Origin of the sequence: Allosphingosinicella sp. (assembly GCF_036402135.1) — a bacterium.
Taxonomy (GTDB): Bacteria; Pseudomonadota; Alphaproteobacteria; order Sphingomonadales; family Sphingomonadaceae; genus Allosphingosinicella.
The window spans coordinates 23,086-47,881 of record NZ_DASWTN010000040.1 but is presented as its reverse complement, the minus strand read 5'-3'; the positions used below and the strand labels follow the sequence as shown (position 1 = coordinate 47,881).

The 24,796-nt window shown below is 64.8% G+C and carries 32 protein-coding genes and 1 pseudogene; 11 read left to right on the top strand and 22 right to left on the bottom strand.

Annotation, left to right across the window (positions count from 1 at the left end):
• Together VGD10_RS11665 and VGD10_RS11660 are read left to right on the top strand one after the other, a co-directional pair.
• Window positions 1–601: pseudogene (locus tag VGD10_RS11665) on the top strand (amidase); the annotation flags it as partial.
• Window positions 602–665: 64 nt separating this feature from the next.
• Complete coding sequence (locus tag VGD10_RS11660; RefSeq protein ID WP_331040988.1) at window positions 666–1,082, top strand: hypothetical protein; 417 nt, start codon at window positions 666–668, stop codon at window positions 1,080–1,082.
• 21 nt (window positions 1,083–1,103) lie between these two features.
• On the opposite strand, the gene VGD10_RS11655 is transcribed toward VGD10_RS11660, so the two are convergent.
• The 4 genes from VGD10_RS11655 to ispG are packed head-to-tail and all read right to left on the bottom strand — an operon-like array spanning window position 1,104 to window position 3,814.
• On the bottom strand, window positions 1,104–1,469 hold the full coding sequence (locus VGD10_RS11655; RefSeq protein ID WP_331040987.1) for a TfoX/Sxy family protein: 366 nt from the start codon (window positions 1,467–1,469) through the stop codon (window positions 1,104–1,106).
• Window positions 1,469–1,783: a multidrug efflux SMR transporter gene (locus VGD10_RS11650; RefSeq protein WP_331040986.1), complete on the bottom strand. Its 315-nt coding sequence runs from the start codon at window positions 1,781–1,783 to the stop codon at window positions 1,469–1,471. Before VGD10_RS11650 ends, VGD10_RS11655 begins: the two co-directional genes overlap by 1 nt.
• Window positions 1,784–1,796: 13 nt before the next feature.
• Window positions 1,797–2,693 (bottom strand): DMT family transporter, encoded by an 897-nt coding sequence (locus tag VGD10_RS11645; RefSeq protein ID WP_331040985.1) that lies wholly within the window; start codon window positions 2,691–2,693, stop codon window positions 1,797–1,799.
• The gene (gene ispG / locus VGD10_RS11640; RefSeq protein WP_331040984.1) at window positions 2,690–3,814 is read right to left on the bottom strand and encodes a flavodoxin-dependent (E)-4-hydroxy-3-methylbut-2-enyl-diphosphate synthase; all 1,125 of its coding nucleotides are present in this window, start codon (window positions 3,812–3,814) and stop codon (window positions 2,690–2,692) included. The genes VGD10_RS11645 and ispG overlap by 4 nt, the downstream gene beginning before the upstream one ends.
• 140 nt (window positions 3,815–3,954) lie before the next feature.
• Between ispG and VGD10_RS11635 the strand changes: the two genes are divergently transcribed.
• The 4 genes from VGD10_RS11635 to VGD10_RS11620 all read left to right on the top strand — a co-directional run bounded on the left by VGD10_RS11635 (window position 3,955) and on the right by VGD10_RS11620 (window position 6,700).
• A complete protein-coding gene (locus tag VGD10_RS11635; protein ID WP_331040983.1) occupies window positions 3,955–4,305 on the top strand; it encodes a DUF6152 family protein in 351 nt (116 codons plus the stop codon).
• Window positions 4,306–4,309: 4 nt separating this feature from the next.
• Entirely contained in the window at window positions 4,310–4,777 is a 468-nt protein-coding gene (locus VGD10_RS11630; protein ID WP_331040982.1) for a hypothetical protein, read from the top strand.
• Window positions 4,778–4,844: 67 nt separating this feature from the next.
• Complete coding sequence (locus VGD10_RS11625) at window positions 4,845–5,819, top strand: isoaspartyl peptidase/L-asparaginase family protein (RefSeq protein WP_414639528.1); 975 nt, start codon at window positions 4,845–4,847, stop codon at window positions 5,817–5,819.
• Window positions 5,820–5,848: 29 nt separating this feature from the next.
• A complete protein-coding gene (locus VGD10_RS11620) occupies window positions 5,849–6,700 on the top strand; it encodes a S1/P1 nuclease (protein WP_331040981.1) in 852 nt (283 codons plus the stop codon).
• A gap of 1 nt (window position 6,701) precedes the next feature.
• Here the strand turns inward: VGD10_RS11620 and pal are convergent, their stop codons facing one another.
• From pal to VGD10_RS11560, 12 genes are all read right to left on the bottom strand, one after another.
• Window positions 6,702–7,235, bottom strand: a complete 534-nt coding sequence (pal, locus tag VGD10_RS11615; RefSeq protein ID WP_331040980.1) for a peptidoglycan-associated lipoprotein Pal — start codon at window positions 7,233–7,235, stop codon at window positions 6,702–6,704.
• Window positions 7,236–7,261: 26 nt separating this feature from the next.
• Window positions 7,262–8,647: a Tol-Pal system beta propeller repeat protein TolB gene (tolB, locus tag VGD10_RS11610; RefSeq protein ID WP_414639527.1), complete on the bottom strand. Its 1,386-nt coding sequence runs from the start codon at window positions 8,645–8,647 to the stop codon at window positions 7,262–7,264.
• Window positions 8,644–9,471: a cell envelope biogenesis protein TolA gene (locus VGD10_RS11605; protein WP_331040979.1), complete on the bottom strand. Its 828-nt coding sequence runs from the start codon at window positions 9,469–9,471 to the stop codon at window positions 8,644–8,646. Before VGD10_RS11605 ends, tolB begins: the two co-directional genes overlap by 4 nt.
• Window positions 9,471–9,911, bottom strand: coding sequence for a protein TolR (gene tolR / locus VGD10_RS11600; protein ID WP_331040978.1), 441 nt, complete (start codon window positions 9,909–9,911; stop codon window positions 9,471–9,473). Before tolR ends, VGD10_RS11605 begins: the two co-directional genes overlap by 1 nt.
• Before the next feature lie 2 nt (window positions 9,912–9,913).
• Complete coding sequence (gene tolQ / locus VGD10_RS11595) at window positions 9,914–10,585, bottom strand: protein TolQ (protein WP_331040992.1); 672 nt, start codon at window positions 10,583–10,585, stop codon at window positions 9,914–9,916.
• Between the two features lie 23 nt (window positions 10,586–10,608).
• Window positions 10,609–11,064, bottom strand: coding sequence for a tol-pal system-associated acyl-CoA thioesterase (ybgC, locus tag VGD10_RS11590; protein ID WP_331040977.1), 456 nt, complete (start codon window positions 11,062–11,064; stop codon window positions 10,609–10,611).
• Between the two features lie 55 nt (window positions 11,065–11,119).
• A complete protein-coding gene (locus VGD10_RS11585) occupies window positions 11,120–12,256 on the bottom strand; it encodes a DUF3089 domain-containing protein (RefSeq protein ID WP_331040976.1) in 1,137 nt (378 codons plus the stop codon).
• Between the two features lie 20 nt (window positions 12,257–12,276).
• Entirely contained in the window at window positions 12,277–13,305 is a 1,029-nt protein-coding gene (gene ruvB, locus VGD10_RS11580) for a Holliday junction branch migration DNA helicase RuvB (protein ID WP_331040975.1), read from the bottom strand.
• A complete protein-coding gene (ruvA, locus tag VGD10_RS11575; RefSeq protein WP_331040974.1) occupies window positions 13,302–13,901 on the bottom strand; it encodes a Holliday junction branch migration protein RuvA in 600 nt (199 codons plus the stop codon). The genes ruvB and ruvA overlap by 4 nt, the downstream gene beginning before the upstream one ends.
• Complete coding sequence (ruvC, locus tag VGD10_RS11570) at window positions 13,898–14,392, bottom strand: crossover junction endodeoxyribonuclease RuvC (RefSeq protein WP_331040991.1); 495 nt, start codon at window positions 14,390–14,392, stop codon at window positions 13,898–13,900. Before ruvC ends, ruvA begins: the two co-directional genes overlap by 4 nt.
• Window positions 14,389–15,132, bottom strand: coding sequence for a YebC/PmpR family DNA-binding transcriptional regulator (locus tag VGD10_RS11565; RefSeq protein WP_331040973.1), 744 nt, complete (start codon window positions 15,130–15,132; stop codon window positions 14,389–14,391). Before VGD10_RS11565 ends, ruvC begins: the two co-directional genes overlap by 4 nt.
• Before the next feature lie 70 nt (window positions 15,133–15,202).
• Complete coding sequence (locus VGD10_RS11560; RefSeq protein WP_331040972.1) at window positions 15,203–15,445, bottom strand: DUF2312 domain-containing protein; 243 nt, start codon at window positions 15,443–15,445, stop codon at window positions 15,203–15,205.
• A 120-nt stretch (window positions 15,446–15,565) separates the two neighbouring features.
• Here VGD10_RS11560 and pyk point away from each other — a divergent pair, with 120 nt between their 5' ends.
• Entirely contained in the window at window positions 15,566–17,047 is a 1,482-nt protein-coding gene (gene pyk, locus VGD10_RS11555; RefSeq protein ID WP_331040971.1) for a pyruvate kinase, read from the top strand.
• Here pyk and VGD10_RS11550 read toward each other — a convergent pair.
• Window positions 17,044–17,823, bottom strand: a complete 780-nt coding sequence (locus tag VGD10_RS11550) for a LytTR family DNA-binding domain-containing protein (protein WP_331040970.1) — start codon at window positions 17,821–17,823, stop codon at window positions 17,044–17,046. The genes pyk and VGD10_RS11550 overlap by 4 nt on opposite strands.
• A gap of 179 nt (window positions 17,824–18,002) precedes the next feature.
• Between VGD10_RS11550 and VGD10_RS11545 the strand changes: the two genes are divergently transcribed.
• Window positions 18,003–18,467, top strand: a complete 465-nt coding sequence (locus VGD10_RS11545) for a hypothetical protein (RefSeq protein WP_331040969.1) — start codon at window positions 18,003–18,005, stop codon at window positions 18,465–18,467.
• 26 nt (window positions 18,468–18,493) lie between these two features.
• Here the strand turns inward: VGD10_RS11545 and VGD10_RS11540 are convergent, their stop codons facing one another.
• The 5 genes from VGD10_RS11540 to ykgO form a co-directional block, all read right to left on the bottom strand.
• Window positions 18,494–19,378 (bottom strand): NAD(P)H-hydrate dehydratase, encoded by an 885-nt coding sequence (locus VGD10_RS11540; RefSeq protein WP_331040968.1) that lies wholly within the window; start codon window positions 19,376–19,378, stop codon window positions 18,494–18,496.
• Window positions 19,375–20,136, bottom strand: a complete 762-nt coding sequence (locus VGD10_RS11535) for a histidine phosphatase family protein (protein ID WP_331040967.1) — start codon at window positions 20,134–20,136, stop codon at window positions 19,375–19,377. The genes VGD10_RS11540 and VGD10_RS11535 overlap by 4 nt, the downstream gene beginning before the upstream one ends.
• Window positions 20,137–20,167: 31 nt before the next feature.
• Window positions 20,168–20,782 carry an HAD family phosphatase gene (locus tag VGD10_RS11530; protein WP_331040966.1) on the bottom strand — a complete coding sequence of 205 codons (615 nt, stop codon included), beginning with the start codon at window positions 20,780–20,782 and terminating at the stop codon, window positions 20,168–20,170.
• Window positions 20,779–21,942: an aspartyl/asparaginyl beta-hydroxylase domain-containing protein gene (locus tag VGD10_RS11525; protein ID WP_331040965.1), complete on the bottom strand. Its 1,164-nt coding sequence runs from the start codon at window positions 21,940–21,942 to the stop codon at window positions 20,779–20,781. The genes VGD10_RS11530 and VGD10_RS11525 overlap by 4 nt, the downstream gene beginning before the upstream one ends.
• Window positions 21,943–22,064: 122 nt before the next feature.
• Window positions 22,065–22,190 carry a type B 50S ribosomal protein L36 gene (gene ykgO / locus VGD10_RS11520; protein ID WP_118857849.1) on the bottom strand — a complete coding sequence of 42 codons (126 nt, stop codon included), beginning with the start codon at window positions 22,188–22,190 and terminating at the stop codon, window positions 22,065–22,067.
• Window positions 22,191–22,359: 169 nt separating this feature from the next.
• On the opposite strand from ykgO, the gene VGD10_RS11515 reads away from it, so the two are divergent.
• The 3 genes from VGD10_RS11515 to gpmA are packed head-to-tail and all read left to right on the top strand — an operon-like array spanning window position 22,360 to window position 24,742.
• Entirely contained in the window at window positions 22,360–22,914 is a 555-nt protein-coding gene (locus VGD10_RS11515; protein ID WP_331040964.1) for a DUF4136 domain-containing protein, read from the top strand.
• Window positions 22,911–24,044, top strand: a complete 1,134-nt coding sequence (locus VGD10_RS11510; protein WP_331040963.1) for a M14 family metallopeptidase — start codon at window positions 22,911–22,913, stop codon at window positions 24,042–24,044. The genes VGD10_RS11515 and VGD10_RS11510 overlap by 4 nt, the downstream gene beginning before the upstream one ends.
• Window positions 24,044–24,742: a 2,3-diphosphoglycerate-dependent phosphoglycerate mutase gene (gene gpmA / locus VGD10_RS11505; protein ID WP_331040962.1), complete on the top strand. Its 699-nt coding sequence runs from the start codon at window positions 24,044–24,046 to the stop codon at window positions 24,740–24,742. Before VGD10_RS11510 ends, gpmA begins: the two co-directional genes overlap by 1 nt.
• Window positions 24,743–24,796: the final 54 nt, after the last annotated feature.

Below are 24,796 nucleotides of genomic sequence, written 5' to 3'. Positions count from 1 at the left end.
CGAAATCGGCCAGAACGAATTCCAGGTGCTCCTGACCGAGCTGAAGGCGGACATGAACGCCTATCTCGCCACTACGCCGCCGAGCGTTCGGACGCGGACGCTCGCCGACCTCATCGCCTTCAACAAGGCCAATGCCGACCGCGAAATGCCTTTGTTCGATCAGGAGACGTTCGAGCAGGCGGAGGCCACCAAGGGCCTGGACGATCCTGCCTACAAGAAGGCGCGGGAGGTTTCGCTCCGCAAGGCCGGCGTCGAAGGCATCGACCGGCTCCTCAAGGAGCACAATGTCGTGGCGCTGGTCGGTCCCACCATGGCGCCGGCCTGGCTGATCGACGCGGTGAACGGCGACCAGATTGCCGGCGGCGGCGCGGGCAGCCTCGCCGCGGTGGCGGGCTATCCGCATCTCACCGTCCCGATGGGGCATGTGAAGGGCCTGCCGGTTGGCCTCAGCTTTATCGGGCCCAAATGGTCGGACGCCTTCATCCTCTCGCTCGGCTTTGCTTACGAGCAGGCGTCGCGGAAGAGGATCGAACCGCGCTTCCTCCGCTCCGTTGAGGAAAGCCCCACCGTGGCGCCGCTGCTGGAGCCGCAGCGGCGCTAAGCGCCTCTCGCCTGAATGCTCCGCCGGTGTTACGTGAAGCTACGTGCGGATCGTAACACTTGCATTGCTGGCGCTCACCGGCTGCGCACCGGCTTCCGACGACAGAGGTCCGGCGGCAAAGCCTGAGGCGGCGCCATCGTCATCCAGAACGGTCGAGGCGAGGTTTCGCGGATGGTCCGGCGGCGACTTCGAGTGGGTTGATGTGGAGTTCGTAGGCAAAGTCGACACTGTCGGGATCGTCGCCGATCATCCTATCGACAAATTCCTGACAGCGTATCGAGACCATATCTTCCTGCTCGAACTGCGGCCGATAAGGATGCGTGGCATCGAGTCCGATCACGAGTGGGACGCACTTGAGATCATCGATGCACAAGTGGGCAATCTGACGGCATCCGCTTGGTGGGGAGGCCTGAATACTGCGGAAAAGAAGGCGGCGGAAGAGCGAACGGAGCTGGAGAAATCGCGCGCCACGACGGATTGATCCTCGTCCAAACTTCAAGTGCTAAACAGCTTTCGGTTTCGTCGGCTTCTTCTTGGCAGCGGCGCGAACGCCCGCCTGCAGCGCGAGATTTGCCCAGCGCTGCATCGCGTCGGTATCGTCATGAACGTCCGTCGGGGCGCGGCGGTAGTTCATCGTCCCGACGCGGCCGTCCTTGAACGTGTAGGTGAAACGTTCGCAGCCGGCTTCGTCCCAGATCGCGTCCGTCTCTCCGTCCGCCTTAAACCAGAGATCGTCCTCAGCGAAGATCGCGAACGCGGTGCCGTCGAGGTAGAGCGTCGCGCCGCCCATCATCTTGCGCATGCTGACGCTGCCGAGCGGCTCCAGCGCTTCCTGAACCCAGGCGTAGAGGCCTTCGTCGAACGCCATCAGTGGATCAGCTTCAGACCGGCGATGCAGGCGACGATGCCGAAGATGAGCGCGATGCGGAGCGTGCCGGCGGATTCCTGAAAGAAGAAGATGCCGACCAGCACTGTGCCGACCGCGCCGATCCCGCCCCAAACCGCATAAGCCGTACCCATCGGGATCGTCCGAGAAGCTGCCTCGAGCAGCCCCATGCTGAGCGTCACCGAAGCGAGGAAGCCGAGCGTCCAGGGAATGTTGCGAAAGCCTTCTACGAAGCGGAGGCAGGTGGTGAAGCCGACTTCGAAAAGGCCGCCGAGGATCAGCAGGAACCAGGCCATCAGAACGCCTCCCTCATGCCGCCGCTTCCAGATGCGGGTTGGCCTCCTCGGGCCTCCGCGCGGCAAAGATGCAGCCCGCCACGATCAGGGCCGCGCCGGCCAATGTGTAGAGCGAAACCTCTTCCGAAAAGAAGATCCAGCCGAGCAAGGCCGCCCAGAGGAAGCTCGTATATTCGGTGGCAGCGAGATAACTCGCCTCGGCATGGGCATAGGCCCAGGAGAGGATCATCAGCGACCCGGTCGAAAGCAGCGCCGCGCCGACAATCCAGGGCCATGTCGCGAGCGAAGGCAGCTCGGTCCCCAGCAGCGGCAGCGCGGCGAGCATCAGCACGGCGACGGTCATATTCTGAAAGAAGCCGATCTCCACCGGCCCGGCGGCGAGACTTTGCCGTCGCATCAGGATGATATTGAGCGCATAGCAGAGCGCCGAGCAGAGGATAGCGAAGCTTCCGATCAGAGCCTCCCGCCCGAGATCCGCCCGCGCCTGCCCCAGGAAGATCAGGAGCACGCCCCCGAAGGCGACGACTGACGCGCCGACGGTCTTTCCGCCCACCTTTTCGTGCAGCAGGACCGCCGCGAGATAGAGTGAGATCAAGGGGGCAATGAAGGCGAGGGCGATCGCCTGCGCCAGCGGTACGCGGCCAAGCCCCCAGAAGAAGAGCACGCCCATGACTGTAGTTAGAGCGCCGCGGCCGATGTGGATGCGCAGCGTCTTGCGGCTCGGCCAGCCCTGCCGCTGCGGCAGATAGAGCGCCGATGAGAGGCCGAGGCTTACGAGGCTTCGCCAGAACAGTGTGGCGTAGGCGCCGATCGCCAGCACCAGCCCCTTCATCACCGCGTCCATCACCGAAAAAAGGGCGATACCCAATGTTGCGACGACGAAGGCGACCGCCGTGCTGACGGGCTTCATTCGGCGGCGTCTGCGACCGCTGCGTTTACAGCCTCGATCTCCGCCGCCTTCGCCTCCACCAGCCGAACGATGTGGTCCACCATATCCTCGTCCTGCACATGATGGTCGGTGACGCCGGAGAGATAGACCATGTGCTTGCCGTTGCCGCCGCCGGTAATACCAATGTCCGTTTCGCGAGCCTCCCCAGGGCCATTGACGACGCAGCCGAGCACCGAAAGCGACAGGGGTGTGCGGATATGGGAAAGCCGATCTTCCAGCTTCTCGACAGTGCGGATCACGTCGAAGCCCTGACGGGCGCAGCTCGGGCAGGAGATCACACGCACGCCGCGATTGCGGATGCCGAGCGCCTTCAGGATTTCAAAGCCGACCCGCACTTCCTCTTCCGGCTCCGCCGACAGCGAGACGCGGATCGTGTCGCCGATGCCGAACCAGAGCAGAGACCCGATGCCGATGGCGCTCTTCACCGTGCCGCCGCGAAGGCCGCCGGCCTCAGTGATGCCGAGGTGGAGCGGGCAATCGACGGCCTCGGCGAGCTGCTGATAAGCGGCAACGGCAAGGAAGACGTCCGACGCCTTCACCGCCACCTTATATTCGCGGAAATCCTGATCCTCGAGCAGCCGGATATGATCGAGCGCGCTTTCGACCAAAGCCTCTGGGCAAGGCTCGCCATATTTTTCGAGCAGGTCGCGCTCCAGCGAGCCGGCATTGACGCCGATGCGGATCGCGCAGCCGTTCGCCTTGGCGGCGTCGACCACCTCCTTCACCCGCGCTTCGGAGCCGATATTGCCGGGATTGATGCGAAGGCACGCGGCGCCCGCGTCCGCGGCCTCAAGCGCGCGCTTGTAGTGGAAGTGAATGTCCGCAACGATCGGCACCCGGGCCGCGCGCACGATCTGGCGAAGCGCTGCGGTTGATTCTTCGTCCGGGCAGGAGACGCGGATGATGTCCGCACCCGCTTCCTCGCAGCGGCGAATCTGGTCGATCGTCGCCTTCACGTCCGCCGTCACCGTATTCGTCATGGTCTGAACCGTGACGGGGGCATCGCCGCCGACCGGCACATTGCCGACCATGATCTGCCGCGACGGCCGCCGGGCGATGTCGCGCCAAGGACGGATGGACATAGAAACTCCTGAACGTTCGAGTGCCTATATAATGAAGTGCGGGTGGCCGCGTAACCCGCGGCGTGACCTTTGGCACTGGCTCTCGGCCCATGCTTCGCATAATTTGCGGCAACTGCTCACCCGCTGAACAGGAGAGACCTATGTCCCGCACTTTGAAAGGGGCCGTTCTTGCCCTCCTTCTCATCCCCGCTGCCGCCTTCGCCCATCATGGCTGGTCCAGCTACGACGCGACGAAGACCATCACCCATAAAGCGAACCTTACCAGCCTCCATTGGGGCAACCCGCACGGCGCGGCCAAGGTTACGTTCCGCGATCAGCAATGGGATGTGATTCTCGCCCCCGTCAGCCGCATGGAAGCGCGCGGCCTTACGCAGGCGATGCTCGCCCCCAACCAGCAGGTCACTCTCGTCGGCTATCCGCGCAGCGACGGCACCCGCGAAATGCGCATCGAGCGCCTGATCGTCGGCAACAAGACGGTCGAGCTCCGCTAGGCCTTTGCTGCTTCAGATTGCCGAAGCCGTCGCGTCGACGCCGTTTGCGGCATGGGCGGCCGGCTCGGCTTACGCCTACCCGGTTGCGAACGTTCTCCATCTGCTGGGGCTGGTCCTGCTCCTCGGCGGCATCGGCCTCATCGATCTTCGCCTGCTCGGCGCCTTCCCGCGCCTGCCGCTCCAGACGCTGGCCGAGGCGCTGACGCCGCTCGGAATTGCCGGAATCTTCATCCTCGTCGCCAGCGGCTCCGTTCTCTTCGCCGCAGATGCGGTGGCGCTCGCCGGCAGCGGCATCTTCCGGCTGAAGTTAGTCCTGATCGGCATAGCGCTCGCAAATGCCGTCGCCTTCCGCGTCCTCTACCGCCGGCTCGATGCCGCTCCGCCCACCGCGCCTTCACGGTTGATGGCTTTAGTCTCGCTGGCGCTGTGGCTCGGCGTCGCCACCTTCGGCCGCCTTATCGCCTACGCTTGATAGCAGGGAATCGGTTGGGCCGCCGCCGTGCCGCTGCTAAGGCGGCAGGCACCTAGGGAGTAGCCCCATGCGTTTGCTATTGATTCTCGGAGCCTTGCTGATGACCGATGCCGCTCAAGCCCAACAAAGAGAGTGGAAGCTCGTCATCCATGGCGGCGCGGGCGTGATCGAGCGGAAGAACCTGTCTCCGGAAAAGGACAAGGAGATCCGGGCGGCGCTCGACCATTCGCTGGCGACGGGATCGAAGGTGCTGGCGGGCGGCGGCAGCGCTCTCGATGCGGTTGAGGCGACGGTGCGCGAGCTCGAGGACAATCCGAATTTCAACGCGGGGCGGGGCGCGGTCTTCACCTATCAGGGAACGAACGAGCTTGATGCGGCGATCATGGACGGCCGTACCCGCGCCGCGGGTGCGGTGACCGGCGCGACGGCGACCAAGAACCCAATCAGCCTCGCCCGCGCGGTGATGGAGAAGAGCCCGCACGTGTTCCTGTCCCGCGAGGGCGCCGACGAATTTTCGCGTCAGCAGGGGCTGGAGCAGGCGCCGCCGGAATGGTTCGCCACCCCGGAGCGCCGCCGCCAGCTCGAGGAGCTGAAGTCGAAGAGCCTCAGCTATTTCGACGTCGACCTGAAATATGGGACGGTGGGCGCAGTGGCACTCGACACGCAGGGGCATGTCGCCGCCGCGACCTCGACCGGGGGCCTTACGGGCAAGCGCTGGGGTCGGATCGGCGACAGTCCAATCATCGGCGCCGGCACCTATGCCGACGACCGCGCCTGCGCGATCTCGGCCACCGGCGCCGGCGAATATTTCATCCGCGAAGGTGCGGCCCATGAAATCTGCGCCCGTATGCGGCTGGCAGGTGAAAGCGCCCAGAAGGCCGCCGACGTTGTGATGAAGGAGATTGGCGAGCTCGGCGGCACCGGCGGCGTCATCGTCGTGACGCCGAAGGGCGAGACCGTCTATTCCTTCAACACGCCCGGAATGTATCGCGGCATGGCATCGGCAAAGGGCCGCAGCGTCGCCATCTACGGCGACGAATGACTGTCACAATCGGAACGTAGACGCGCCTCATGCTGAAGCTTCGCACTCTCCTTCTCGGCCTCGCCCTTGCGCTTGCGGCCTCCCCTGCCGGCGCTTGGTGGGAATATGGCCATTACAGCGTCGGCCGCATTGCCTTTATGGAGGTGAAGCCTTCGACGCGCGCCGAGCTTAACCGGCTGATGAAGAAGTCGGGGTTGCTCGACACGCCGACCTGCCCAGCCACGACGATCGAGGAAGTGAGCTACTGGCCCGACTGCATAAAGACGCTAGGCGATCGGTTCAGCTACGCCTCGTCTTGGCATTATCAGAATGTCGATGTCTGCAAGCCGTTCGACCAGAAGAGCGCCTGCCGGGACGGCAATTGCGTGTCCGCGCAGATCGACCGCAATGCCAAGCTTCTTGCTGACAAGACGCTGCCGGAGCGAGAGCGGCTGATGGCCCTCGCCTTTCTCGTCCATTTCGTCGGCGATCTTCACATGCCGCTCCACGCCGGAGATAAGGGCGATCTCGGCGGCAACCGTTTCAGGGCATCCTACGGCGCGATTACCGGCCGCAACCTTCACGCCATCTGGGACGGCTATCTCGCCGACCGCGGTATCTCCAACCCGCCGGGCAACGCCGCGGGTGTGCTTTCGGAAGTCAGTACGGAACAGCGGGCCGCGTGGCGGACCGGAACGACGGAAGACTGGGCGCGCGAAGGTTGGGAGGCGGCCCGCCAGTTCGCCTATGGCAGCGTGATGGAAGATCCCTGCGGCGCGGCTCCTGAGACTGAGCCGGTCATCGACGAAGCAACCACTCGCCGCCTCATCCCGGTCATTCGCGAGCGGATCGCCAAGGGCGGCCTGCGCCTCGCCCGCTTGCTGGACGAGGCGCTCGCCTAGCTTATTGCGGGACGACCGTGACGGCGCGGCGGTTCTGCGCCCACGCGCCTTCGTCTGAGCCGAGTGCGACCGGCCGTTCCTTGCCCCAGCTCACCACGTTCAGGCGCGACGCGGCAATGCCGCGCGACTGAAGATAGTTCTTGGCCGCGTTGGCGCGGCGATCCCCGAGCGCGAGGTTATATTCGCGGGTGCCGCGCTCGTCGGCATGGCCTTCGATCGTGACCAGCACGCCGGGGTTGCGCTGCAGCCATGCCACCTGCGCATCGAGCGTCGCCCGGTCCTCCGCATCGAGCGAATAGCTGTCCGTCGAAAAGAAGACGCGGTCGGAAGGCACCGAGCGAAGGAAGTCTGCGCGCGAACCTGGAATGACAGCTCCGCCGACATTGCCTGCGCCCGGATCCGTGCCGAGCCCGCCATCCGTCTGCCCCTGCTGAGGCGGTTCGGGCGGAAGCGTCTCCGGCGTTTTCTTGCCGCAGCCGGCGGTGAGCGCGAGCGCGGCGGCGAGCGCGGCGATCTTCAGGCTCTGTCTGTTCATTTATTCCTCCTCTGAACGCGGTACATTTATGGAAGCAGCGGCGACCAGGCCGGGTCGGAACCGTCGAGCGGCGTCGGGATGCGGCGTTCGTTGACGCCGGTCAGGTCCACAGACCAGAGGTCCGCCTTGCCCGAGCCTTGCGCCGTCCTGAAGAACATGATGACGCGGCCGTTCGGCGCCCAGGTCGGCCCCTCGTCCTGCCAGGCTTCGGTCAGTATCTTCTCGCCGCCACCCGCTGGGCTAATCACGCCGATGCGGAAGCCGCCGCCGCCGATGCGGGTGAAGGCGATATTGTCGCCGCGCGGGCTCCAGACCGGCGTCGCATATTGGCCGCCGCCGAAGCTGATCCGCCGCTGGCCAGAGCCGTCGGCATTCATCACGTAAAGCTGCTGCGATCCCCCACGATCGCTTTCGAACACGATCTGCTGTCCGTCCGGCGAATAGCTGCCGCCGGTATCGATGCCGGGCGCGTTGGTGAGCCGCTGCGGCGCGCCACCGGATGCGGAGACCCGGTAAAGGTCGGTGTTGCCGTTGACCGACATCGAGAACAGCACCCAGCGCCCGTCCGGCGAGAAGCGCGGCGCGAAGGTCATGTATGGCTGGTTCACGAGCAGCCGCTGCTGTCCTGATCCGAGTTCGTACACATAGACTCGCGGCTGATCGTTGACGTAGCTCATGTAGACGATCGTCTGCTGGTTGGGCGCGAAGCGCGGCGTCAGCACGACATTCTGGCCGTTGGTCAGGAAGCGGTGATTGGCGCCGTCCTGATCCATGATAGCGAGCCGCTTGGTGCGCCGGTTCTTCGGCCCGGTTTCCGAGACGTAGACGATGCGGCTGTCGAAATAGGGTCCCTCGCCGGTGAGGCGCGCATAGACAGCATCGGCGCATTTATGCGCTGCACGCCGCCACTGCGCCGGTTGGACGACGAAACCCTGCCGCGCGAGCTCGGTCTGCGCGAGCACGTCGTAGAGATAGCAACCGACCGTCAACGTGCCGTTGCCGTTCGCCTGCACAAACCCCTGCACCAAAGCCTGCGCACCGCTGCCGCCCCAGAAGCCGAAATCTGGCGCCGTCACCTGCGGGTAGGAGACGCGAGGGAGCGCGCTCGTATCCATCGGCCGGAACAGCCCGGAATTGCGGAGGTCGGCAGTGACGATCTCTGCAATTTGCCGCCCGAGCATTTCGGTGTTGCCCGCAGCCGTGTTGGCGAAGGCGGGCGTGGGCATGTGGGGAATGGCGATCGGCATCGGCGCCGAAATGCCGCCGACTACGTCCACTTCAAGCCCACCCTGCTCCGCGGCCGGATCAGCGGGCGGCTGCGTCTCCTGGGCAAATGCCGAGGTCCCAAGCAGTAGCAAAGATGCCGCCGCGGTTTTCAAGTATGTCGATACGCGCACTATTCTTCCCCTCATCCGGGTAGCTTGTAATTCATGGTGAAATTGCTCCAGCCGCGCGGCACGTCGTACAGCTCTTCTGGCAGCCCGCGAAGCGGCGAGCAGCCGACGAAGGCGGCAATGGCAAGGTCTGCTACGCGCGCCGCATAGCGGCTGTTTCCATCGTCGACGCCCGTCTGGCCAAGCACTTTAGGCCGCGCCGCCAGCGACCCGTCGCGATTGAGCCTGAGGTTGACGCGCGTGCGGATCCGGTTCGCGCCGGGGCCAGGGTTCACCTGGCGGTCGGCGCAGGGCTGGATCTGGCGCTGGATGGCCGCGCCTATGCTGGCCGCGGCCTGATTGCTCATCACCGCTCCGGTCGGCTTCACGGACTTGGACGGCGACGGATCGCTGCCGATGCCCTTCAGCAATTCGCCGAGGCTCGATCCCTTCGTTTCGTTGGCCTTGCCCGAGGGCGCTGCGGCCTTCGGCTTGGCGACCGCGGGCTTAGCTGGAGCAGGTTTGGCAGGCGCCGGCTTCACGGCCTGCTTCGGCACCGGCTTCGGCTCGGGCGGCGCTTCGGCGGCCTTGGGCGCGGGTTCGGGCGGCGCCGGCGTTTCAGCAGGTTCGGGCGCGGCCTCTTCCGGCGCGCCCAGTTCGGGTGCGACGCTCTGCGCCGGCGGCTCGGTGGAAATTTCGGTGACGGTGGATTCCAGCCCCACCTCGTCAACGAACGAGACCTCTATCGGCGCGTTCATCAGCGGCGGCTGAACGGCATTGGCAAAGCCCATCGACAGCACGCCGAGCAGGGCCGCATGGCCCGCCACGGCAACGCCAAAGCCAGTTGCCTCCGCCCGGTCCATTATCCTTCCGGCCCTGCGACGCTGACCAAAGCCACCTTGCGGAGCCCGGCATTATTGATCTCGCCCATCACGCCCATGACGCGCCCGTAATCGAGCCCACGGTCGGCGCGGAGAAAGATGCGCGGGCCGCCTTCCTCGCGGCTCGCGGCGGCGATCTGCTGAAGCCGCGTTGCAAGCTCCGCCTCGCTGGTCGGCGCCTCGTCGATGAAGATGGCACCGCTCGCATCGAGCGAAACCTGGACGGGCTTCTGCTCCTGATCGAGGGCGCCCGCCTTGCTGTCCGGAAGGTCCACCGGCACGCCGGCAACCAGCAACGGCGCCGTCACCATGAAGATGATGAGGAGCACCAGCATCACGTCCACCATAGGCGTGACGTTGATTTCCGCCATCGGAGTCCGGCGCCTCCGCTGCCCGCCGCTATGGATGGGGCCCATCGCCATGGTCAGGCCTCATGCTCCAATTCGCGGGAAAGAGTGCCGTGGAAGCCGTCGGCGAAGCGCGTAAGCCGCGCCTCCATCCGGTTGATGCCGTGCGTCATGCGGTTGTAGGCGATCACCGCCGGGATGGCGGCGAACAGGCCGATCGCGGTCGCAAACAGGGCCTCGGCAATGCCGGGCGCGACGATCGCAAGGCTGGTGTTGTTGGCGCCCGCGATGTCGTTGAAGCTTCGCATGATGCCCCAGACGGTGCCGAACAGGCCGACGAACGGCGCGACCGATCCGATCGTGGCGAGGATGTTAAGGCGGTCGGCGAGCCGGTCCACCTCCTGACCCACGGCGGCATGCATCGCCACCGAAAGCCGCGAACGCGTGCCTTCCCTGTCGAGCGTCTTACCGGCCGTCGAGCGGCGCCATTCGGCAATACCGGCGGCGAACACCTTGGCGCTGGGGATGTCCTTCCGCCCCTCGGCCTCGTGAAAGGCGTCTATGTCCTGCGCCTTCCAGAATTCGCGCTCGAACCGCGCATTCTCCCGTGCGAGGCGGCGGAGGCGGAAGGCGTGGCCGATGATGATCGCCCAGGTCCAGATACTGGCGAGGATCAGGCCGACCATGACCGATTTGACGACAATGTCGGCCTGCAGGAACAAAGCGATCGGGGACATCGCCTCCGCCATTCCGCCCTCAGCACCCAGATTGCTCACTCATCCTCCCCTTTCAGCCGCTCGAATATCTCCACCCACTCGCGCGGCTGGCGTTTGGGACGGCCCTCCGGCGAAAGGAAAGCAGCCGTCACTTTCGCGTCCGTAAGGATTTCATCTCCGCGCATGACTCGTTGATGAATGACGCAGGATGCGGCGCGCACCTCGACGACGCGGCTCACCACCACCAGCGCGTCATCGAGCTTTGCCGGCATGCGATATTTGATCTGCGCCTCGGCCACCGCATAGACGCCGTCGCCGCGTTCCAGCGCCGCGCGCTGGTCGACGCCGACGCAGCGCAGCATGTCGGACCGCGCCCGCTCCATGAAGCGCAAGTAGTTGGCGTAATAGACAATCCCCGCCGTGTCCGTGTCCTCGAAATAGACGCGGAGCGCGAAGCGGTGGGTCTTGCCGGTGAAAGCCCCCTCGTAAGGCTTGTCGATGTCCCTGCTCACGCCTCGCTGTTAACCATCCGGGACTCTGCGCGGAAGGTAGAACGGACGAACTGAATCACTTTTGCCGACGAAACAAATCCGCCTGTGCCTCGACAAGCGCGATAAGGTCGCCTTGCGCCACGCTCATGTCTGCCAGATGCATGCCCCAGCCGCGCTGGACAACACCACCGATCGCAACATCGCCGGGTATCTCGTCGGTTCGCGCATCGGCAGGGTCTGCATTCACCACCAGCGATAAGTAGCCGACATTGCCGCGGGTGACGCAGGCGGCGGAAACGAGGCCGTCCGTACGGACGAAGCCGGTCGGCGGATTGCCGCTGCTCGACCATTTGATAGGCGACGGCTCACGCGTCGCCGAACCGCCGGCCCACCAATAGCTGTCGAGCGGCGCCGTCTGCTTGGCAAAGCGCGCGGGGTTGGTGCAGGCGACCGTCATGCCCGGCCGCACCGCACGCCCGAACAAGGCGCCGGGTGGCGGCGGGTTGGTGGCGCGGAAGGAGACGTAGCTGATGACGCAGCCCGTCTCTCCGACGCGGGAGCAGAGCGGCGTCTTCTGGAAAGTACCGCCGACCAGCTTCCCCTCCGGCACCTCCGTGTTGAAGCCGAGCAGGATCGCCGAGAGCATGCGGCTTGCCGCGGGGGTGCCCTCGATCTCGCGCGCCAGCAATCGCTGCAGGTGGATCGTCCCTTGGCTATGGCCGACAAGAACGAAGGGCCGGCCTTGATTGTGATGCTGGAGATAGTGCCGCCAGGCGGCGAGCACGTCGCCATAGGCAATGGCGAAGTTCGGCAACACGTTCTCCCCTGCCGCCGCGCGCGGGATCGATGACAGGGTGAGCTGCCGGTAGACGGGGGCAAAGGGACGGCAGGCGCTGGAGAAGCGAGCGAACTGCACGCTTGCGGCCGCAATCTCTTCGGGGCCGGTGGTGAGGTCGGAGTTGAGCCCCGCATCGCGCGACACCGTCGGATAGACATAGAAACAGTCTACCGTCGCCTGTTGGTTCGGCATGCTCTGCCCGACCGAGCCGTAGCCGTTGGCGTTCAGCGCCGTCGTCGGCAGGGGCGAGGAGCAGGGGTCGGTCCGCCCGGGCAGGCACAGCCAGTTTCCAGCTTCACCGTAATTGGGTGCCGCATCCTGCGCTGTCGCGGGCGCGCCCAGCATTAGCGCCGCACCGGCCGCTGCCAGCTTCATCAAACGCATACTTCCCCCGATCACTTGCTGTCGAAAAGCCCTTCCTGCGCCGACTTGGGCGGCGTGATCCCGAGATGGGTCCAGCCGCGCCCATTGAGGCAGCGCCCCCGCGCCGTCCGTGCGACGAGGCCGAGCTGAATAAGATAGGGCTCGATTACTTCCTCGATCGTGTCGCGCGGCTCGGAAAGGCCCGCCGCCAGCGTCTCAACACCCACCGGCCCGCCTTTGTAGATGTCAGCGATCATGCTGAGGTAGCGCCGGTCCATCGCATCGAGACCGAGCCCATCCACCTCCATCCGTGTCAGGGCGCCGTCCGCCACGGTCGCATCAACCTCCGCCGAACCCGCCGCCTGCGCGAAATCCCGCACGCGCCGCAACAGCCGTCCGGCAATGCGTGGCGTTCCGCGTGAGCGCCGTGCAATCTCGCTCGCGCCATCATCGGTGAGCGAAAGGCCCAGCAGCCCCGCGGCGCGGCGCACCACCTTTTCCAGCTCTTCGACCGTGTAGAAATTCAGCCGCACCGGAATACCGAACCGGTCCCGAAGCGGCGTGGTGATAAGGCCCTGCCGCGTCGTCGCGCCTACGAGTGTGAACTTCGGCAGGTCGATCCGCACCGACCGCGCGGACGGCCCCTCGCCGATCATCAGGTCAAGCGCCCGGTCCTCCATCGCCGGATAGAGCACCTCCTCCACCGCCGGGTTGAGTCGGTGGATCTCGTCAATGAAGAGGACGTCGCCATCCTCGAGGTTGGTTAGCAAAGCCGCAAGATCACCCGACTTGGCGATCACCGGTCCGGACGTCGCCCGAAACCCGACGCCAAGCTCCCGCGCGATGATTTGCGCAAGCGTCGTCTTGCCGAGCCCCGGCGGTCCGAAGAAGAGCACATGGTCGAGCGCATCGCCGCGGCTCTTCGCCGCCTCAATGAATACCCGCAGATTCTCCCGCGCCGCCTTCTGCCCGACGAAATCGTCGAGCGTCTTCGGCCGCAGCGCCGCGTCGAGATCTTCAGGGCGGCGGTCGCCGGTGATGATACGGCCCGGATCGGTCATCGCGCGGCTTTCTTGAGCGCCGTGCGGACCAAAGCATCGAGGCTGGCTTCAGGTCCGAGCTCCGCTTCCGCCTTGGCCACTGCGCCCGAGGCTTCGGCGGGCCGGAAGCCGAGGTTGAGCAGCGCCGACACCGCGTCCGCAGCGTGGCTTCCCGCGGGTACGGCCGCTCCGGTAGCAGCAGGACCGAGCACCACGCCGCCCGCCTTGTCCTTCAGCTCGTTAACGATGCGCTGGGCGAGCTTTGGCCCAACGCCCTGCGCCCGCGCCACCATCGCATTGTCGCCGCTGGCGATGGCGCGGTGGAGTTCGTCGGCGGTGAGGGCGGAGAGGATCGCAAGCGCGACCCGTGCGCCGACGCCCTGAACCGATGTCAGCAGCCGGAACCAGTCCCGCTCCTCCGCAGACGTGAAGCCGATGAGGCGAATGTCGTCCTCCGACACCAGCATCTCGGTGTGGAGCACGACCTCGTCCCCAATCGCGCCGAGCTGCGACAGGGTGCGGCTGGAAGCGAAGGCGAGATAGCCGACGCCCTGCACGTCGATCACCGCATGATCGGCGCCGAAGCTGTCGAGGAGGCCGCGGAGCTTCGCAATCATGCCGCGCCCCGCAGCGCCCGCGCGCTCGCCAGATGATGGGCATGGGTGATCGCCACGGCCAACGCGTCCGCCGCGTCCGCACCGGCAATCTTCGCTCCGGGCAGCAGGCGCGCGATCATCGCGTGCACCTGCGCCTTGTCCGCCCCGCCGGTGCCGACCACCGCCTTCTTTACCAAAGTAGGCGCATATTCTCCGACCGACATCCCGCTCTTCGCGGCGGCAAGCAGCACGACGCCCCGCGCCTGTCCGAGCTTCAGCGTCGACTGCGGATTCTCGTTTACAAACACTTCCTCGACCGCTCCCGCATCCGGACGATACTCGGCAATGAGCTGGCCCAGCGCCGCATCCAGCTTCACCAGCCGCTCCGGCAATTCCGCTTTAGGATCGGTCCTGACCTGCCCGTTCGCGATGTGGCTCAGCCGGTTTCCCTCAGCGCGGATCACGCCCCAGCCGGTGCAGCCTAGGCCCGGATCGAGGCCGATTATGATCAGCCGAGCTTCTCCATCACCTCGTCGGAGACTTCATAATTGCCCCACACCGTCTGGACGTCGTCATCGTCCTCGAGCGCGTCGATCAGCTTCAACAGCGTACCGGCCTCGCCTTCGCCGACCTCAACCGGCGTCTGCGGGCGCCACGCAAGCTTGGTGCTTTCCGGCTCCCCGAGCGCCGCCTCCAGCGCCTTGGCGACCTCGTGCAGGTCCTCCTGCGCGGTCCAGATCTGGTGGCCGTCCTCGTCCGACTCCACATCCTCCGCGCCCGCCTCGATGGCTGCCTCGAACACTGCGTCCGCATCGCCCGCCGCGGCCGGATACGTGATGAGGCCGAGCCGGCTGAAGCCATGGCTAACGGAACCCGACGCGCCCAGATTGCCGCCATTCTTCGAGAAGATGGTCCGCACATTGGTCGCGGTGCGGTTCCGGTTGTCGGTGAGCGCCTCGACGATCAGCGAAACGCCGCCGGGACCGAAGCCTTCGTAGCGGATTTCCTCATAATTATCGGCGTCGCCCGCCGAGCTCTTGTCGATCGCCCGCTGGATATTGTCCTTTGGCATCGACTGCGCTTTGGCGGCGAGCACGGCCGCGCGAAGGCGTGGGTTCATGTCTGGATCGGGCGTGCCCATCTTCGCCGCCACGGTGATTTCCCGCGACAACTTCGAAAACATAGCCGAGCGCTTTTTGTCCTGGGCGCCCTTCCGATGCATGATGTTCTTGAATTTACTATGGCCGGCCATCGCCGCTCGTCACCTTCATGTTCGTGAATGCCCCGCTTGATCTTCTAGCGACGGGATTCACCGGCTTCAATCAGTCGATGCCGAGCGCTGCCTTGTAGGTGTCGAGAAGCGCCTCGGCTTCCTGCCGGACATGGTTCTCCATCTTGCGGAGGCGGACGATCGCCCGCATCGTCTTGGTGTCGTAGCCGCGGGCTTTGGCCTCGCCGTAGACGTCCTTCACGTCGTCGGCGATCGCCTTCTTCTCTTCTTCCAGCCGCTCGATCCGCTCGATGAGCAGCCTCAGTTCGTCGGCCGCGATCGATCCTTCCGCCATGTTCCTAGTCCCACCCCGATTCTGAAATGAAGCCGTGGCTGTAGGATTGGCCGCCGGGCCGCTCAAGGCTCCTTTTCGCCACGGGTTGAACTGTCACCAATAGTGGCTATTCCGCCACCCATGGCCACCTTCGAGACCGCACAAAGCCAGTTCGTCCCCCGCAGCCGCAAGGTGCGAATCCTCGCCACCCTCGGGCCCGCGAGCAACACGCCGAAGATGATCCGGAAGCTGGCGGAAGCCGGCGCCGACGCCTTTCGCATCAACATGAGCCACGGCAAGCATTCTGATCACCTGAAGCTCATCGAGACGATCCGCGGACTTGAAAAAGAGCTTGAACGGCCGACCACGATCCTCGCGGATTTGCAGGGGCCGAAGCTTCGGGTCGGTCAGTTCACCGAGGGCAAGGCGCAGCTCAAGAAGGGCCAGACCTTCATCTTCGACTGCGAGAAGGCGCCTGGCGACGAGACACGCGTCACGCTGCCGCACAAAGAGATTTTCGAAGCGATCGAGGCCGGTGCCCGGCTGCTCGTCGATGACGGCAAGCTCGTCTTCCGCGTACTCAGCATCGACGAGACACGCATCGAGACGATGGTCGAAGTCGGCGGCACGATTTCCAACAACAAAGGCCTTAACGTTCCCGACGTGGTACTGCCGCTCGCGGCGCTCACCGAGAAAGACCGCGCGGATCTAGCCTTCGCGCTCGACCATCATGTCGACTGGATCGCGCTTTCCTTCGTGCAGCGGCCGGAGGACGTGGCCGAGGCGCGGCGGCTGATCGCGGGCCGGGCCGCGCTCCTTGCCAAGATCGAGAAGCCGGCCGCAATCGACCGGCTGGACGGTATCCTCGAGCTTGCGGACGCCGTCATGGTCGCGCGCGGCGATCTGGGCGTTGAGCTCCCGCCCGAGCAGGTGCCGCCACTTCAGAAGCGCATTGTCGAGACCGCCCGCCGCCTCGGTCGCCCAGTGGTGGTCGCGACGCAGATGCTGGAATCGATGATCACCTCGCCTTCGCCGACCCGCGCCGAAGTGTCGGACGTGGCGACGGCGGTCTATGACGGCGGCGACGCGATCATGCTGTCGGCGGAAAGCGCGTCCGGCGAATGGCCCTGCGAATCCGTCGCCATCATGAACCGCATCGCGACCAGCGTGGAGCAGGATCCGGGCTACAATGCCCGCGTCCACTTCACCGAGACGCTTCCGGACCCTACTACCAACGACGCGATCGCCGCGGCGGCCAGCAACATCGTCAGCACGGTCGAGGCTGCGGCAATCGTCTGCTTCACGTCATCGGGCTCCACCGCCCGCCGCGTTGCCCGCGAACGGCCTTCGGTGCCGCTCCTCGTTCTCACCCCTTCGCTGAAGACGGCGCGCAAGATGGGCCTGCTCTGGGGCGCCCATGCTGTGCGAACGCGGGACGTGAACAGCTTCGAGGAAATGATTGCCAAGGCCAAGCGTATGGCCCTCCGCCATGGCATCGCCAAAGGTGGCCAGCGCATCATCATCACCGCCGGCGTCCCCTTCGGCACGCCGGGTTCAACCAACGTCGTGCACGTAGCCCGCCTAATCGGCGACGAGTTGGAACGGCACAAGGCGAAAGCCTAGACGCCTACCTCTATCGGCGAAGGGTGGGCGTTAGGGGCAGATGCGAACCTCGCTCTCGCCACGCCCAAGAAGGTTCGGCCAACGGGAACAGCAATCCCGTTCGTCAGGCAGAGACAGAGCTTTTGCCCATCCCTCTGCACTTGCGTAACGGCTCGTTCCGCGACCCACCAGCGGCGATGGACCTGCGCACCCAAGCGCGGGTCGAGCATGGCCACCGCATCGGCCATCCGCATTAGGATCAAGGCGCTTCCCGCGCTCGTATGTACGCGAAGATAGTGATCTTCGGTTTCTAGCGCGATGATCTCGCTGCCGACCCCGGGCGGCAGTTTGCTTAGCAAGGCAGTCGGAAAGGCAGCAGGCGGAACTGCCTCCACGCTAGGTTCCGCCAGAGCCGGCGCACGGCCGACCGGATCGGCGTCATCAACCTTGGGGGCGACAATGGTGGCCGCGTAGACAATCAGCAATTGAACTGCTGCGACCGCCCCGAACAGAGCCGGCAGCTGCTGGGGCATGAAAACTCGGCCCGGCTGAAGAAGAGACATTGTCCAAGCCACGACGAACATCATCGGCAAGGCGGAAACCAGAGCGACGGCTCCCGTCCGGATAGCACGGCTGCGAAATATGGATACGGGCAGCAAGGCCTCCGCCGCGACCGCAGCCACCACACCCATGGCCGTAAGCCCCAGCCAGAATGCGTAGCGGGTAGCGGTCGGGTAGGCCGGGTAGGAGCCGAAGGGACCCAGGAAGCCGAGGAGCAGGCCCAGCGGTAGCGCCACCAGGAGCGGCCTCCATCTGCCCCAATCAGGGCGTTGGCGCTGCGTGAACTGCATGCATCCCACCTTGGCGAAAAAGCCGAGGCTATTGGCGAAAGCCCGGCTTGTCGAGGCGGCGGAGCCCGGCGAATGGCGGCGGCACCGGGCGACCAGCGCCTCCCATCCGAACATGGAGAATGAAGATGATACGTTTGATGACGCTTGCCCTGCTTGCCGCCTGCGCTGCCCCTGCGGCAGTTTGTGCGCAGCCTGCGATGCCGATTACCGTGACCTGCGACGCAGGAGCCGCTGCGGCGGGCGGCGAAGCCCCGAACCTTCACGGCCATTGGGATTTCCTGATGGTTCCCCGGGGACTGCCCAGCTTTGGACTCATGTCGATCGGCTTCGTAGGCGCAGACTATGGCGGATCGCTAGCGCCGTCGAGGACCGCGCCCGTTGTCCTGCGAGAGCTCACTCTGACGGGCAACCATGTCCACATGGTCGTCGCTTCCACCGAAGGTGACGTCCTGTTCGACGGCAAGCTTTCGGCGAAGGGCGACTATATGTGCGGAACCGTGACCTATCACGGCGGCGAGACCTTCCCGATGGTAGCGCAGAAGCGGCCTTCAACCTACCAATCGACGCCGCAGGCTCAGCGGGCGCGGTAAGGCTGAACGGGCGGCGGGCGCCAAAGTTAGGCGCCGCCGCCCATGATCCTTGGAACAAGATCGACAAGCTCTCTGGCGAGAAAGCCGACGCGGCCGACGCTGGCGGAGAGTTTTCGTCCCGCTTCGCCGTGCAGATGCACACCCCACAAAGCCGCGGTCAGCGGATCGGCGCCGCGTGCGCAGAGGCCGCCGACGATGCCGGCCAGCACATCGCCCGAACCTGAGGTGGCAAGGCCGACGCCGCCGCCGCGATAGCGGAAGGCTTCACCGTCCGGCGAGACGATGAAGCTATATTCGCCCTTAATGACGGCGGTGACGCCCAGCCGCTCGGAGGCATTGCGGGCTGCGGCAAGCGGCTCAGCCTCCACTTCCTCCCGCTCACGGCCAAGCAGGCTCGCCATCTCGCCGGCATGCGGCAGGATGACCGCGCCGCCTTGCCACGCCTTCAGCGGTTCGGCGCGGTGGGCAAGCTTGCTCAGCACCGCGGCATCGAGCACGAGCGGGATATCGATGCCGCTCGCTAGCAGCGCGTCGAGCAGCTTTTCGAGCGGCGCGCCCTGCTGAAGCCCGCAGCCGAGCAGCATCGCCTGCGCACCTTTTGCCCATTTGAGCAAAGGTGCGATCTCGCTCTCATCGATGCAGCCTTCTTCCGTCTCACGGTGCGGGATCACCCGCGCCTCAGGAACCGCAATGCCGAGCTGCACTGCAATGCTGGCAGCAGTCGCGATCTGAAGTTTGCCGCATCCGGCGCGAAGACCAGCCGTTCCCGCAAGCAGAGCCGCGCCCGGCAATTCGCGGCTCCCGGCCACCACCAGCAGGCGCCCGCGATCCTCCTTCCCCGCATCGTCAGGATGACGAGGCAGCGGGAAACGTTTCAGCAGGTCGGCGTCGACTGCGCGGGGTTCCTTCATCGTGCGCCTGTGATCTCGTCGGGTTCGGCGGTGATCGGCGCATGCTCGGCGAGGAGCGGCGCGGCGAAATTGTAGCGGACGAGCTTCGGCACGCAGAGCTTCGCATCGTCCGGCTGGAATTCATATTCGCAGACGCCGCAATTCAGCACATCTGCCTCCTTGTCGATGGCGAGCACCTGCGCCTCGTCCATCTCCTCGAGGATGTAGCGGAGGCAGAGCACCACGACCTGGTGGCAGACGATCAGCACGCGGCGATCGGCATGATGGAGGCTGATCGTGTCGAGCGCGCCGCGAAGGCGCAGGATTACGTCCGCCCAGCTCTCGCCGCCGGGTGCCCGGTGATAAAATTTGCCGAGGAGCGCGCGATGCTCCGCAATTTCCGGATACTTCTCGTGAATTCCTTTGGTGGTGAGGCGGTCGAAGATGCCGAATTCCCGCTCGCGGAGCCGCTCGTCGAGGATCGGCGGCCGCCTCTCCGCCACGCCCCCCACCACGCAGATCGCCTGAGCCGTCTGTCGCGCCCGCACATAAGGCGAGGAGATGAGGATCTCCGGCTTTTCCTCGTCCGGCAAGGCCGCGAACCAGTGACCGAGCGCCTGGGCTTGGCGTTGGCCGAGATCGCTCAGCGGCACGTCCACGTCGCGGATCGGGATGTCGATCATGCTGTGCCCGGCCGCATGCGCCGCCTCGCGCGCCACATTGCCGGCGCTTTGGCCGTGCCGCACGATCCAGAGCTTTTCAGGCCATCTTTGCCGCATCGAAACGACAAAGCTTATTCCGCCTAAAGGTTCAGAGCAGCCCTTCCGCCTCCAGACGCAGGCGCAAATCCTCGGCAGTGGTGAATAGATGCGCCTGCATCCCCACCGCCCGCGCACCTTCGACATTGATCTCGCGGTCGTCGATGAACAGCACCTCTTCCGCCTTCAGGCCGAAGCGGCGGAGCGCGAGATAGTAGATGGCGGGGTCCGGCTTCAGCAGCTTCTCCTCGCCCGACACGACGATATCGCGAAAGCGTCCGAAGAACGCCTTCTCCCGCTCGTAAAACGGCTTCCAGAAGTCGGCGGAAAAATTGGTAATGGCGAAGAGCGGCACGCCCTTCGCGTCCAGCTCCTCGACAATCGCATGCACCCCCGGCACCGGATCGGAGATGGTTTCGCCGAACCGATTGCCCCAGGCGGAAATCAGATGCGCATATTCTGGAAATTTGCCGGAAAGCTCCGCCTCCGCCTCATGAAAGGGCCGACCACCGTCGAGGCTGTCATGCCATTCCCAAAGCCCCACATCCTCGATGAAGCGTAGGCGCTCGGCATCGTCCGCAACCTGCCGGACAAGAAAGCTGTCGGGGTCCCAGCCGTAAAGAACGTTGCCGACGTCGAAGACGACGCCGCGGACGCTTGTGCTCATCGGTTTGTGCCCTGACCCATACCGGCAACCGAGAAAAGGGCGGTTAGTTCACGCCTCTCCCGCTCGCTGAGCTCGGGCCTCCAGATGTTGAAGATCAGCACCACCCGGTCTTCGGAGCTGTCGTTCCAGGCCTCATGCTCGATCGTGTCGTCGAAGATGAGCAGCTTCCCTTCCTCCCACTGCCGCACGTCATTGCCCACCCGGAAACCGCAATTCGGCGGAACGATCAGGGGAAGGTGGCAGACGAGCCGTGTGTTATGGGTGCCGGTATGGGCGGGGATCCGCGTGCCCGGCCGCAAAAGCGAAAACATGACCGTGGGATCCCAGCCGCCCACCCAGGCCAGAGGCGCAGCTTGCACGGCTTCCCACGTCTTCGGGCAGCGCGCGATCACCTCGTCCGACAGCACTCCATTCTCACAGAAGAACAGTGCGCTCCAGTCGCGCTTGTCGAGCAGCGGGTGATAACGCGGCTGATTGGGATCGGACTGAATATAGGGCCGAAAGCCGTCGAGACCCGGTTCCATTACCGCCACCAACTCCTGCCGAATGGCATCGGTAGCCGCCTCGACGGCAGGCACCCAATCAAACAGCGTTGTATCGAAATATTGGACCTGCGGCAGTTCCGGGAAATAATAGCCGGTCGGCTCCTGAAGGTAGACCTGCTTTCTGCCAGCCATGATGTCGAGCGAATGCTGAAAACGGGCGCTGCGACGTTCGGCAGGCAGGCCTTCAGCCGCCAAGGAAGCATCTAGATCACTGGCAAAGCGGGCGTCTATCTGCGCCGCGGCGGTTTCCGCCCGACGGAGTTCGGCAACGAGATCCTGCGGCAAGGTCTGATCCGAAGCGAGGCGGAGCGCCTTTTTGTAGAGAAACACGGCGTTCCGATCGTCGCCCAGCTTCGCGCGGCAGTCACCCTTCATCACGAGCCCCCGCACCAGTTGCGGTTCGATCTTCAGCGCCTGATCGACCGCGGCTTCCTCTGCCGCCGTATCTTGCTGGGCACGGCATGCCGTCGCCAGCAGAAGCCAGATCTGAACCCCCGCCCTGCCGGTGGCCGTCACGCTCTCGAAACGGCTGCGTGCCTCGGCGGGGCGACCCTGCTGAAGAGCGGCGACGCCTTCTCGCGCGAGCCGTTCGATTTCCTGGTTATTGAGCTGCATCGCGGCGCCTTCTAGGAAGAAGCGGCAGGCTTCGCCAGATGCGTTCAGGCACAACGACACAGCGCCGAAAACGGTGCTGTGTCGTTATCTGATGTAGCGAAGCTGAGCTTCGGCGCGCGGGCTTAGCCCTGGCGCGCCTTAAAACGGCGATTCGTCTTGTTAATGACGTAGGTGCGGCCCCGACGACGGATCACGCGGCAGTCCCGGTGACGCGCCTTGAGGGACTTCAATGAGTTGCGGATCTTCATGGCCGTAACGCCTGTCTTTCAAATCTAATTGCTGGAAAAGAAGGCGCTCCCCTATGGAGGGAAGCCGTCAAAGTCAAGCATTGCGGCACGTCTCTGCCTTCTACTTAGATGCAGCGAAATGCGGCGACGGTCGTTACACTGCTCACACGATCTTGGCACGAGGTTCGGGATGAAAGCTTCTCTTCTGCGCGGCTCTGTACTTCTGCTCGCGGCATCAGTCGCCGCCTGCTCCACCATCGGCGGCGGCAGTCGGCAAGGCGCGGTCGAGGCCACGCGCTTCCATCTCGGCCAGCCGGTCGCGCGCTCTACCATCGCTGTTGACGCGGCCGATGCGGCGGATCGGAATAATGTGGAGTTTCCCTTCTACCGCTATTCGGTCGAGAGCCAGCTTCGGCGCCTTGGCTGGACCGTCGTGCCGAATGCGCAGCAGTCCGAACAGATCGCTCTCATCGACGTCGAACAGGGCAGCCGCCTCGCGCTTTCACAGGGACGCAGCACCATCGCCAGTCCTCGCTCCGCGGCCGCCGGAAGCGAAGTCGCCACCCAGCTCGAGGTCTCGATCCGTCGCCGCTCAGACCAGAGCGTCTTCTGGGAGGGCCGCGCCCAGACCGCTGCCCGTGCCGGCACCGACGCTGCTACGCCGCGCGCGGCGGTGGAAAGGCTTGCGCAGGCTTTGTTTAGTGACTTCCCTGGAGAGTCGGGCCGCACTATCAGCGCGCCATGACCCTATCCGTTTCGAGCGCCTTCGATGGCGGCAACATTCGCCTGGTCGCCATCGAAGGCGACCGCGTTGACCTTGAGATCGTCAAGGACCACATGTCCGACTTCTACCAATGGTTCTATTTCCGCCTGACCGGCGCCGCCGGCCGCGAAGTGGAGCTTCGCATCCTGAATTGTGCGGGCTCGGCCTATCCGCATGGTTGGGACGGTTACAATATCTGCATGTCCCACGACCGGGAGGAATGGCAGCGCGCAGAGAGCAGCTACAAGGGCGGCGTTCTCACCACCCGCGTCACGCCCTCCGCCGACAGCGTCTGGTTCGCCTATTTCGCGCCCTATACGATGGAGCGGCACCACGACCTCATTGCCGATGCCGTGCAGCATCCGGCCGTCGAGTATCGCTCGCTCGGGCAGACGCTCGACGGGCAGGAGATGGATTATCTGAAGTTCGGCACCGGCAAGCTGCAGGTCTGGCTCTACGCCCGCCAGCATCCAGGCGAGACGATGGCCGAATGGTGGATGGAAGGCGCGCTCGAAAAGCTGCTCGATGACTCCGATCCCGTTTCCCGGCGTCTCCGCGAACGAGCGACCTTCCACGTCGTGCCCAACATGAACCCCGACGGCTCAAAGCGCGGGCACCTCCGCACAAACGCGGTCGGCGTCAACCTCAACCGCGAATGGCACGAGCCGACGGCGGAGAGGAGCCCCGAAGTGCTCTACGTCCGCAACGAGATGGACAAAACCGGCGTCGACTTTGCGATGGACGTGCATGGCGACGAGGCTATCGCCGCGAACTTCCTTGCGGGCTTCGAAGGCATTCCGTCGTGGACGAAGGAGCAGGGCGCTTTGTTCGACGCCTTTTCGAATGCACTGGTCGCTATCTCTCCCGATTTCCAGACGGAGAAGGGCTATGAGATTCCTGCTCCCGGCAAGGCCAATCTGTCCATGTCCACGGCGCAGCTCGCCGAGCGCTACGGCGCCGTTTCGATGACGCTGGAAATGCCGTTCAAGGACAATGACGACCTTCCCGATCCGGTAGAAGGCTGGTCGCCGGACCGCAGCCGCGCGCTCGGCCGCTCATGCATGGATGCGCTTTGGGCGATCCTTCCCGACCTCGAAAAGCCGAAGCGCTGATGCCGCGCCTCGTTCTGATCCGTCACGGCCAATCGCACTGGAACCTCGAGAACCGCTTCACTGGCTGGTGGGACGTCGACATTACTGAGAAAGGCGCCGAGGAAGCGCGGGCGGCGGGCGAGCTGATGGCGGCACGCGACCTGGACTTCGACCTCTGCTTCACTTCGCTTCAGACCCGCGCGATCAAGACGCTCAACATCGCCCTTGAGCATATGGGGCGGCTGTGGCTGCCGGTCGAAAAGCATTGGCGCCTGAACGAGCGTCACTATGGCGGCCTCACCGGCCTCAACAAGGCGGAGACGGCCGCCCGCCACGGTGAGGAGCAGGTTCATATCTGGCGCCGCAGCTTCGACATTCCGCCCCCCGCGCAGGAGGCCGGAAGCGAGTTCGACCTCACCAATGACCGGCGCTATGCGGGCATTGCGATCCCGAACACTGAAAGCCTGAAGGATACGATCGCACGGGTGCTTCCTTATTGGGAGGAGCGGATCGCTCCCGCGCTGCGGCAGGGCGAGCGCGTGCTCATCTCCGCCCACGGCAATTCATTGCGGGCGCTGGTGAAGCACCTCTCCAACATCCCCGATGACGAGATCACCGGCCTCGAAATCCCGACCGGCCAGCCGATGGTCTACGAGTTGGACGAGAACCTAGGCGAGGTCGAGCGCTACTATCTGAAGGACCGCCTGACAGCTGGTTAGGGAATGCTCTCGCTGCCAATACATTCAACAACATAGTTGGGCGGGCAATTTTTC

Excerpts from the sequence above, each read along its gene's own strand:
- VGD10_RS11540 (WP_331040968.1), bottom strand. The coding sequence starts at position 19,378 with ATGAAGGAACCCCGCGCAGTCGACGCCGACCTGCTGAAACGTTTCCCG.
- VGD10_RS11530 (WP_331040966.1), bottom strand. The coding sequence starts at position 20,782 with ATGAGCACAAGCGTCCGCGGCGTCGTCTTCGACGTCGGCAACGTTCTT.
- VGD10_RS11535 (WP_331040967.1), bottom strand. The coding sequence starts at position 20,136 with ATGCGGCAAAGATGGCCTGAAAAGCTCTGGATCGTGCGGCACGGCCAA.
- tolB (WP_414639527.1), bottom strand. The coding sequence starts at position 8,647 with ATGAGGGGAAGAATAGTGCGCGTATCGACATACTTGAAAACCGCGGCG.
- tolR (WP_331040978.1), bottom strand. The coding sequence starts at position 9,911 with ATGGCGATGGGCCCCATCCATAGCGGCGGGCAGCGGAGGCGCCGGACT.
- VGD10_RS11620 (WP_331040981.1), top strand. The coding sequence starts at position 5,849 with ATGCTGAAGCTTCGCACTCTCCTTCTCGGCCTCGCCCTTGCGCTTGCG.
- ykgO (WP_118857849.1), bottom strand. The coding sequence starts at position 22,190 with ATGAAGATCCGCAACTCATTGAAGTCCCTCAAGGCGCGTCACCGGGAC.
- gpmA (WP_331040962.1), top strand. The coding sequence starts at position 24,044 with ATGCCGCGCCTCGTTCTGATCCGTCACGGCCAATCGCACTGGAACCTC.
- VGD10_RS11655 (WP_331040987.1), bottom strand. The coding sequence starts at position 1,469 with ATGGCGTTCGACGAAGGCCTCTACGCCTGGGTTCAGGAAGCGCTGGAG.
- tolQ (WP_331040992.1), bottom strand. The coding sequence starts at position 10,585 with ATGGCGGAGGCGATGTCCCCGATCGCTTTGTTCCTGCAGGCCGACATT.
- VGD10_RS11545 (WP_331040969.1), top strand. The coding sequence starts at position 18,003 with ATGATACGTTTGATGACGCTTGCCCTGCTTGCCGCCTGCGCTGCCCCT.
- pal (WP_331040980.1), bottom strand. The coding sequence starts at position 7,235 with ATGAACAGACAGAGCCTGAAGATCGCCGCGCTCGCCGCCGCGCTCGCG.
- VGD10_RS11645 (WP_331040985.1), bottom strand. The coding sequence starts at position 2,693 with ATGAAGCCCGTCAGCACGGCGGTCGCCTTCGTCGTCGCAACATTGGGT.
- ruvA (WP_331040974.1), bottom strand. The coding sequence starts at position 13,901 with ATGATTGCGAAGCTCCGCGGCCTCCTCGACAGCTTCGGCGCCGATCAT.
- VGD10_RS11625 (WP_414639528.1), top strand. The coding sequence starts at position 4,845 with ATGCGTTTGCTATTGATTCTCGGAGCCTTGCTGATGACCGATGCCGCT.
- VGD10_RS11510 (WP_331040963.1), top strand. The coding sequence starts at position 22,911 with ATGACCCTATCCGTTTCGAGCGCCTTCGATGGCGGCAACATTCGCCTG.
- ruvB (WP_331040975.1), bottom strand. The coding sequence starts at position 13,305 with ATGACCGATCCGGGCCGTATCATCACCGGCGACCGCCGCCCTGAAGAT.
- VGD10_RS11515 (WP_331040964.1), top strand. The coding sequence starts at position 22,360 with ATGAAAGCTTCTCTTCTGCGCGGCTCTGTACTTCTGCTCGCGGCATCA.
- VGD10_RS11650 (WP_331040986.1), bottom strand. The coding sequence starts at position 1,783 with ATGGCCTGGTTCCTGCTGATCCTCGGCGGCCTTTTCGAAGTCGGCTTC.
- VGD10_RS11635 (WP_331040983.1), top strand. The coding sequence starts at position 3,955 with ATGTCCCGCACTTTGAAAGGGGCCGTTCTTGCCCTCCTTCTCATCCCC.
- VGD10_RS11565 (WP_331040973.1), bottom strand. The coding sequence starts at position 15,132 with ATGGCCGGCCATAGTAAATTCAAGAACATCATGCATCGGAAGGGCGCC.
- VGD10_RS11605 (WP_331040979.1), bottom strand. The coding sequence starts at position 9,471 with ATGGACCGGGCGGAGGCAACTGGCTTTGGCGTTGCCGTGGCGGGCCAT.
- VGD10_RS11585 (WP_331040976.1), bottom strand. The coding sequence starts at position 12,256 with ATGAAGCTGGCAGCGGCCGGTGCGGCGCTAATGCTGGGCGCGCCCGCG.
- ispG (WP_331040984.1), bottom strand. The coding sequence starts at position 3,814 with ATGTCCATCCGTCCTTGGCGCGACATCGCCCGGCGGCCGTCGCGGCAG.
- pyk (WP_331040971.1), top strand. The coding sequence starts at position 15,566 with ATGGCCACCTTCGAGACCGCACAAAGCCAGTTCGTCCCCCGCAGCCGC.
- VGD10_RS11525 (WP_331040965.1), bottom strand. The coding sequence starts at position 21,942 with ATGCAGCTCAATAACCAGGAAATCGAACGGCTCGCGCGAGAAGGCGTC.
- VGD10_RS11560 (WP_331040972.1), bottom strand. The coding sequence starts at position 15,445 with ATGGCGGAAGGATCGATCGCGGCCGACGAACTGAGGCTGCTCATCGAG.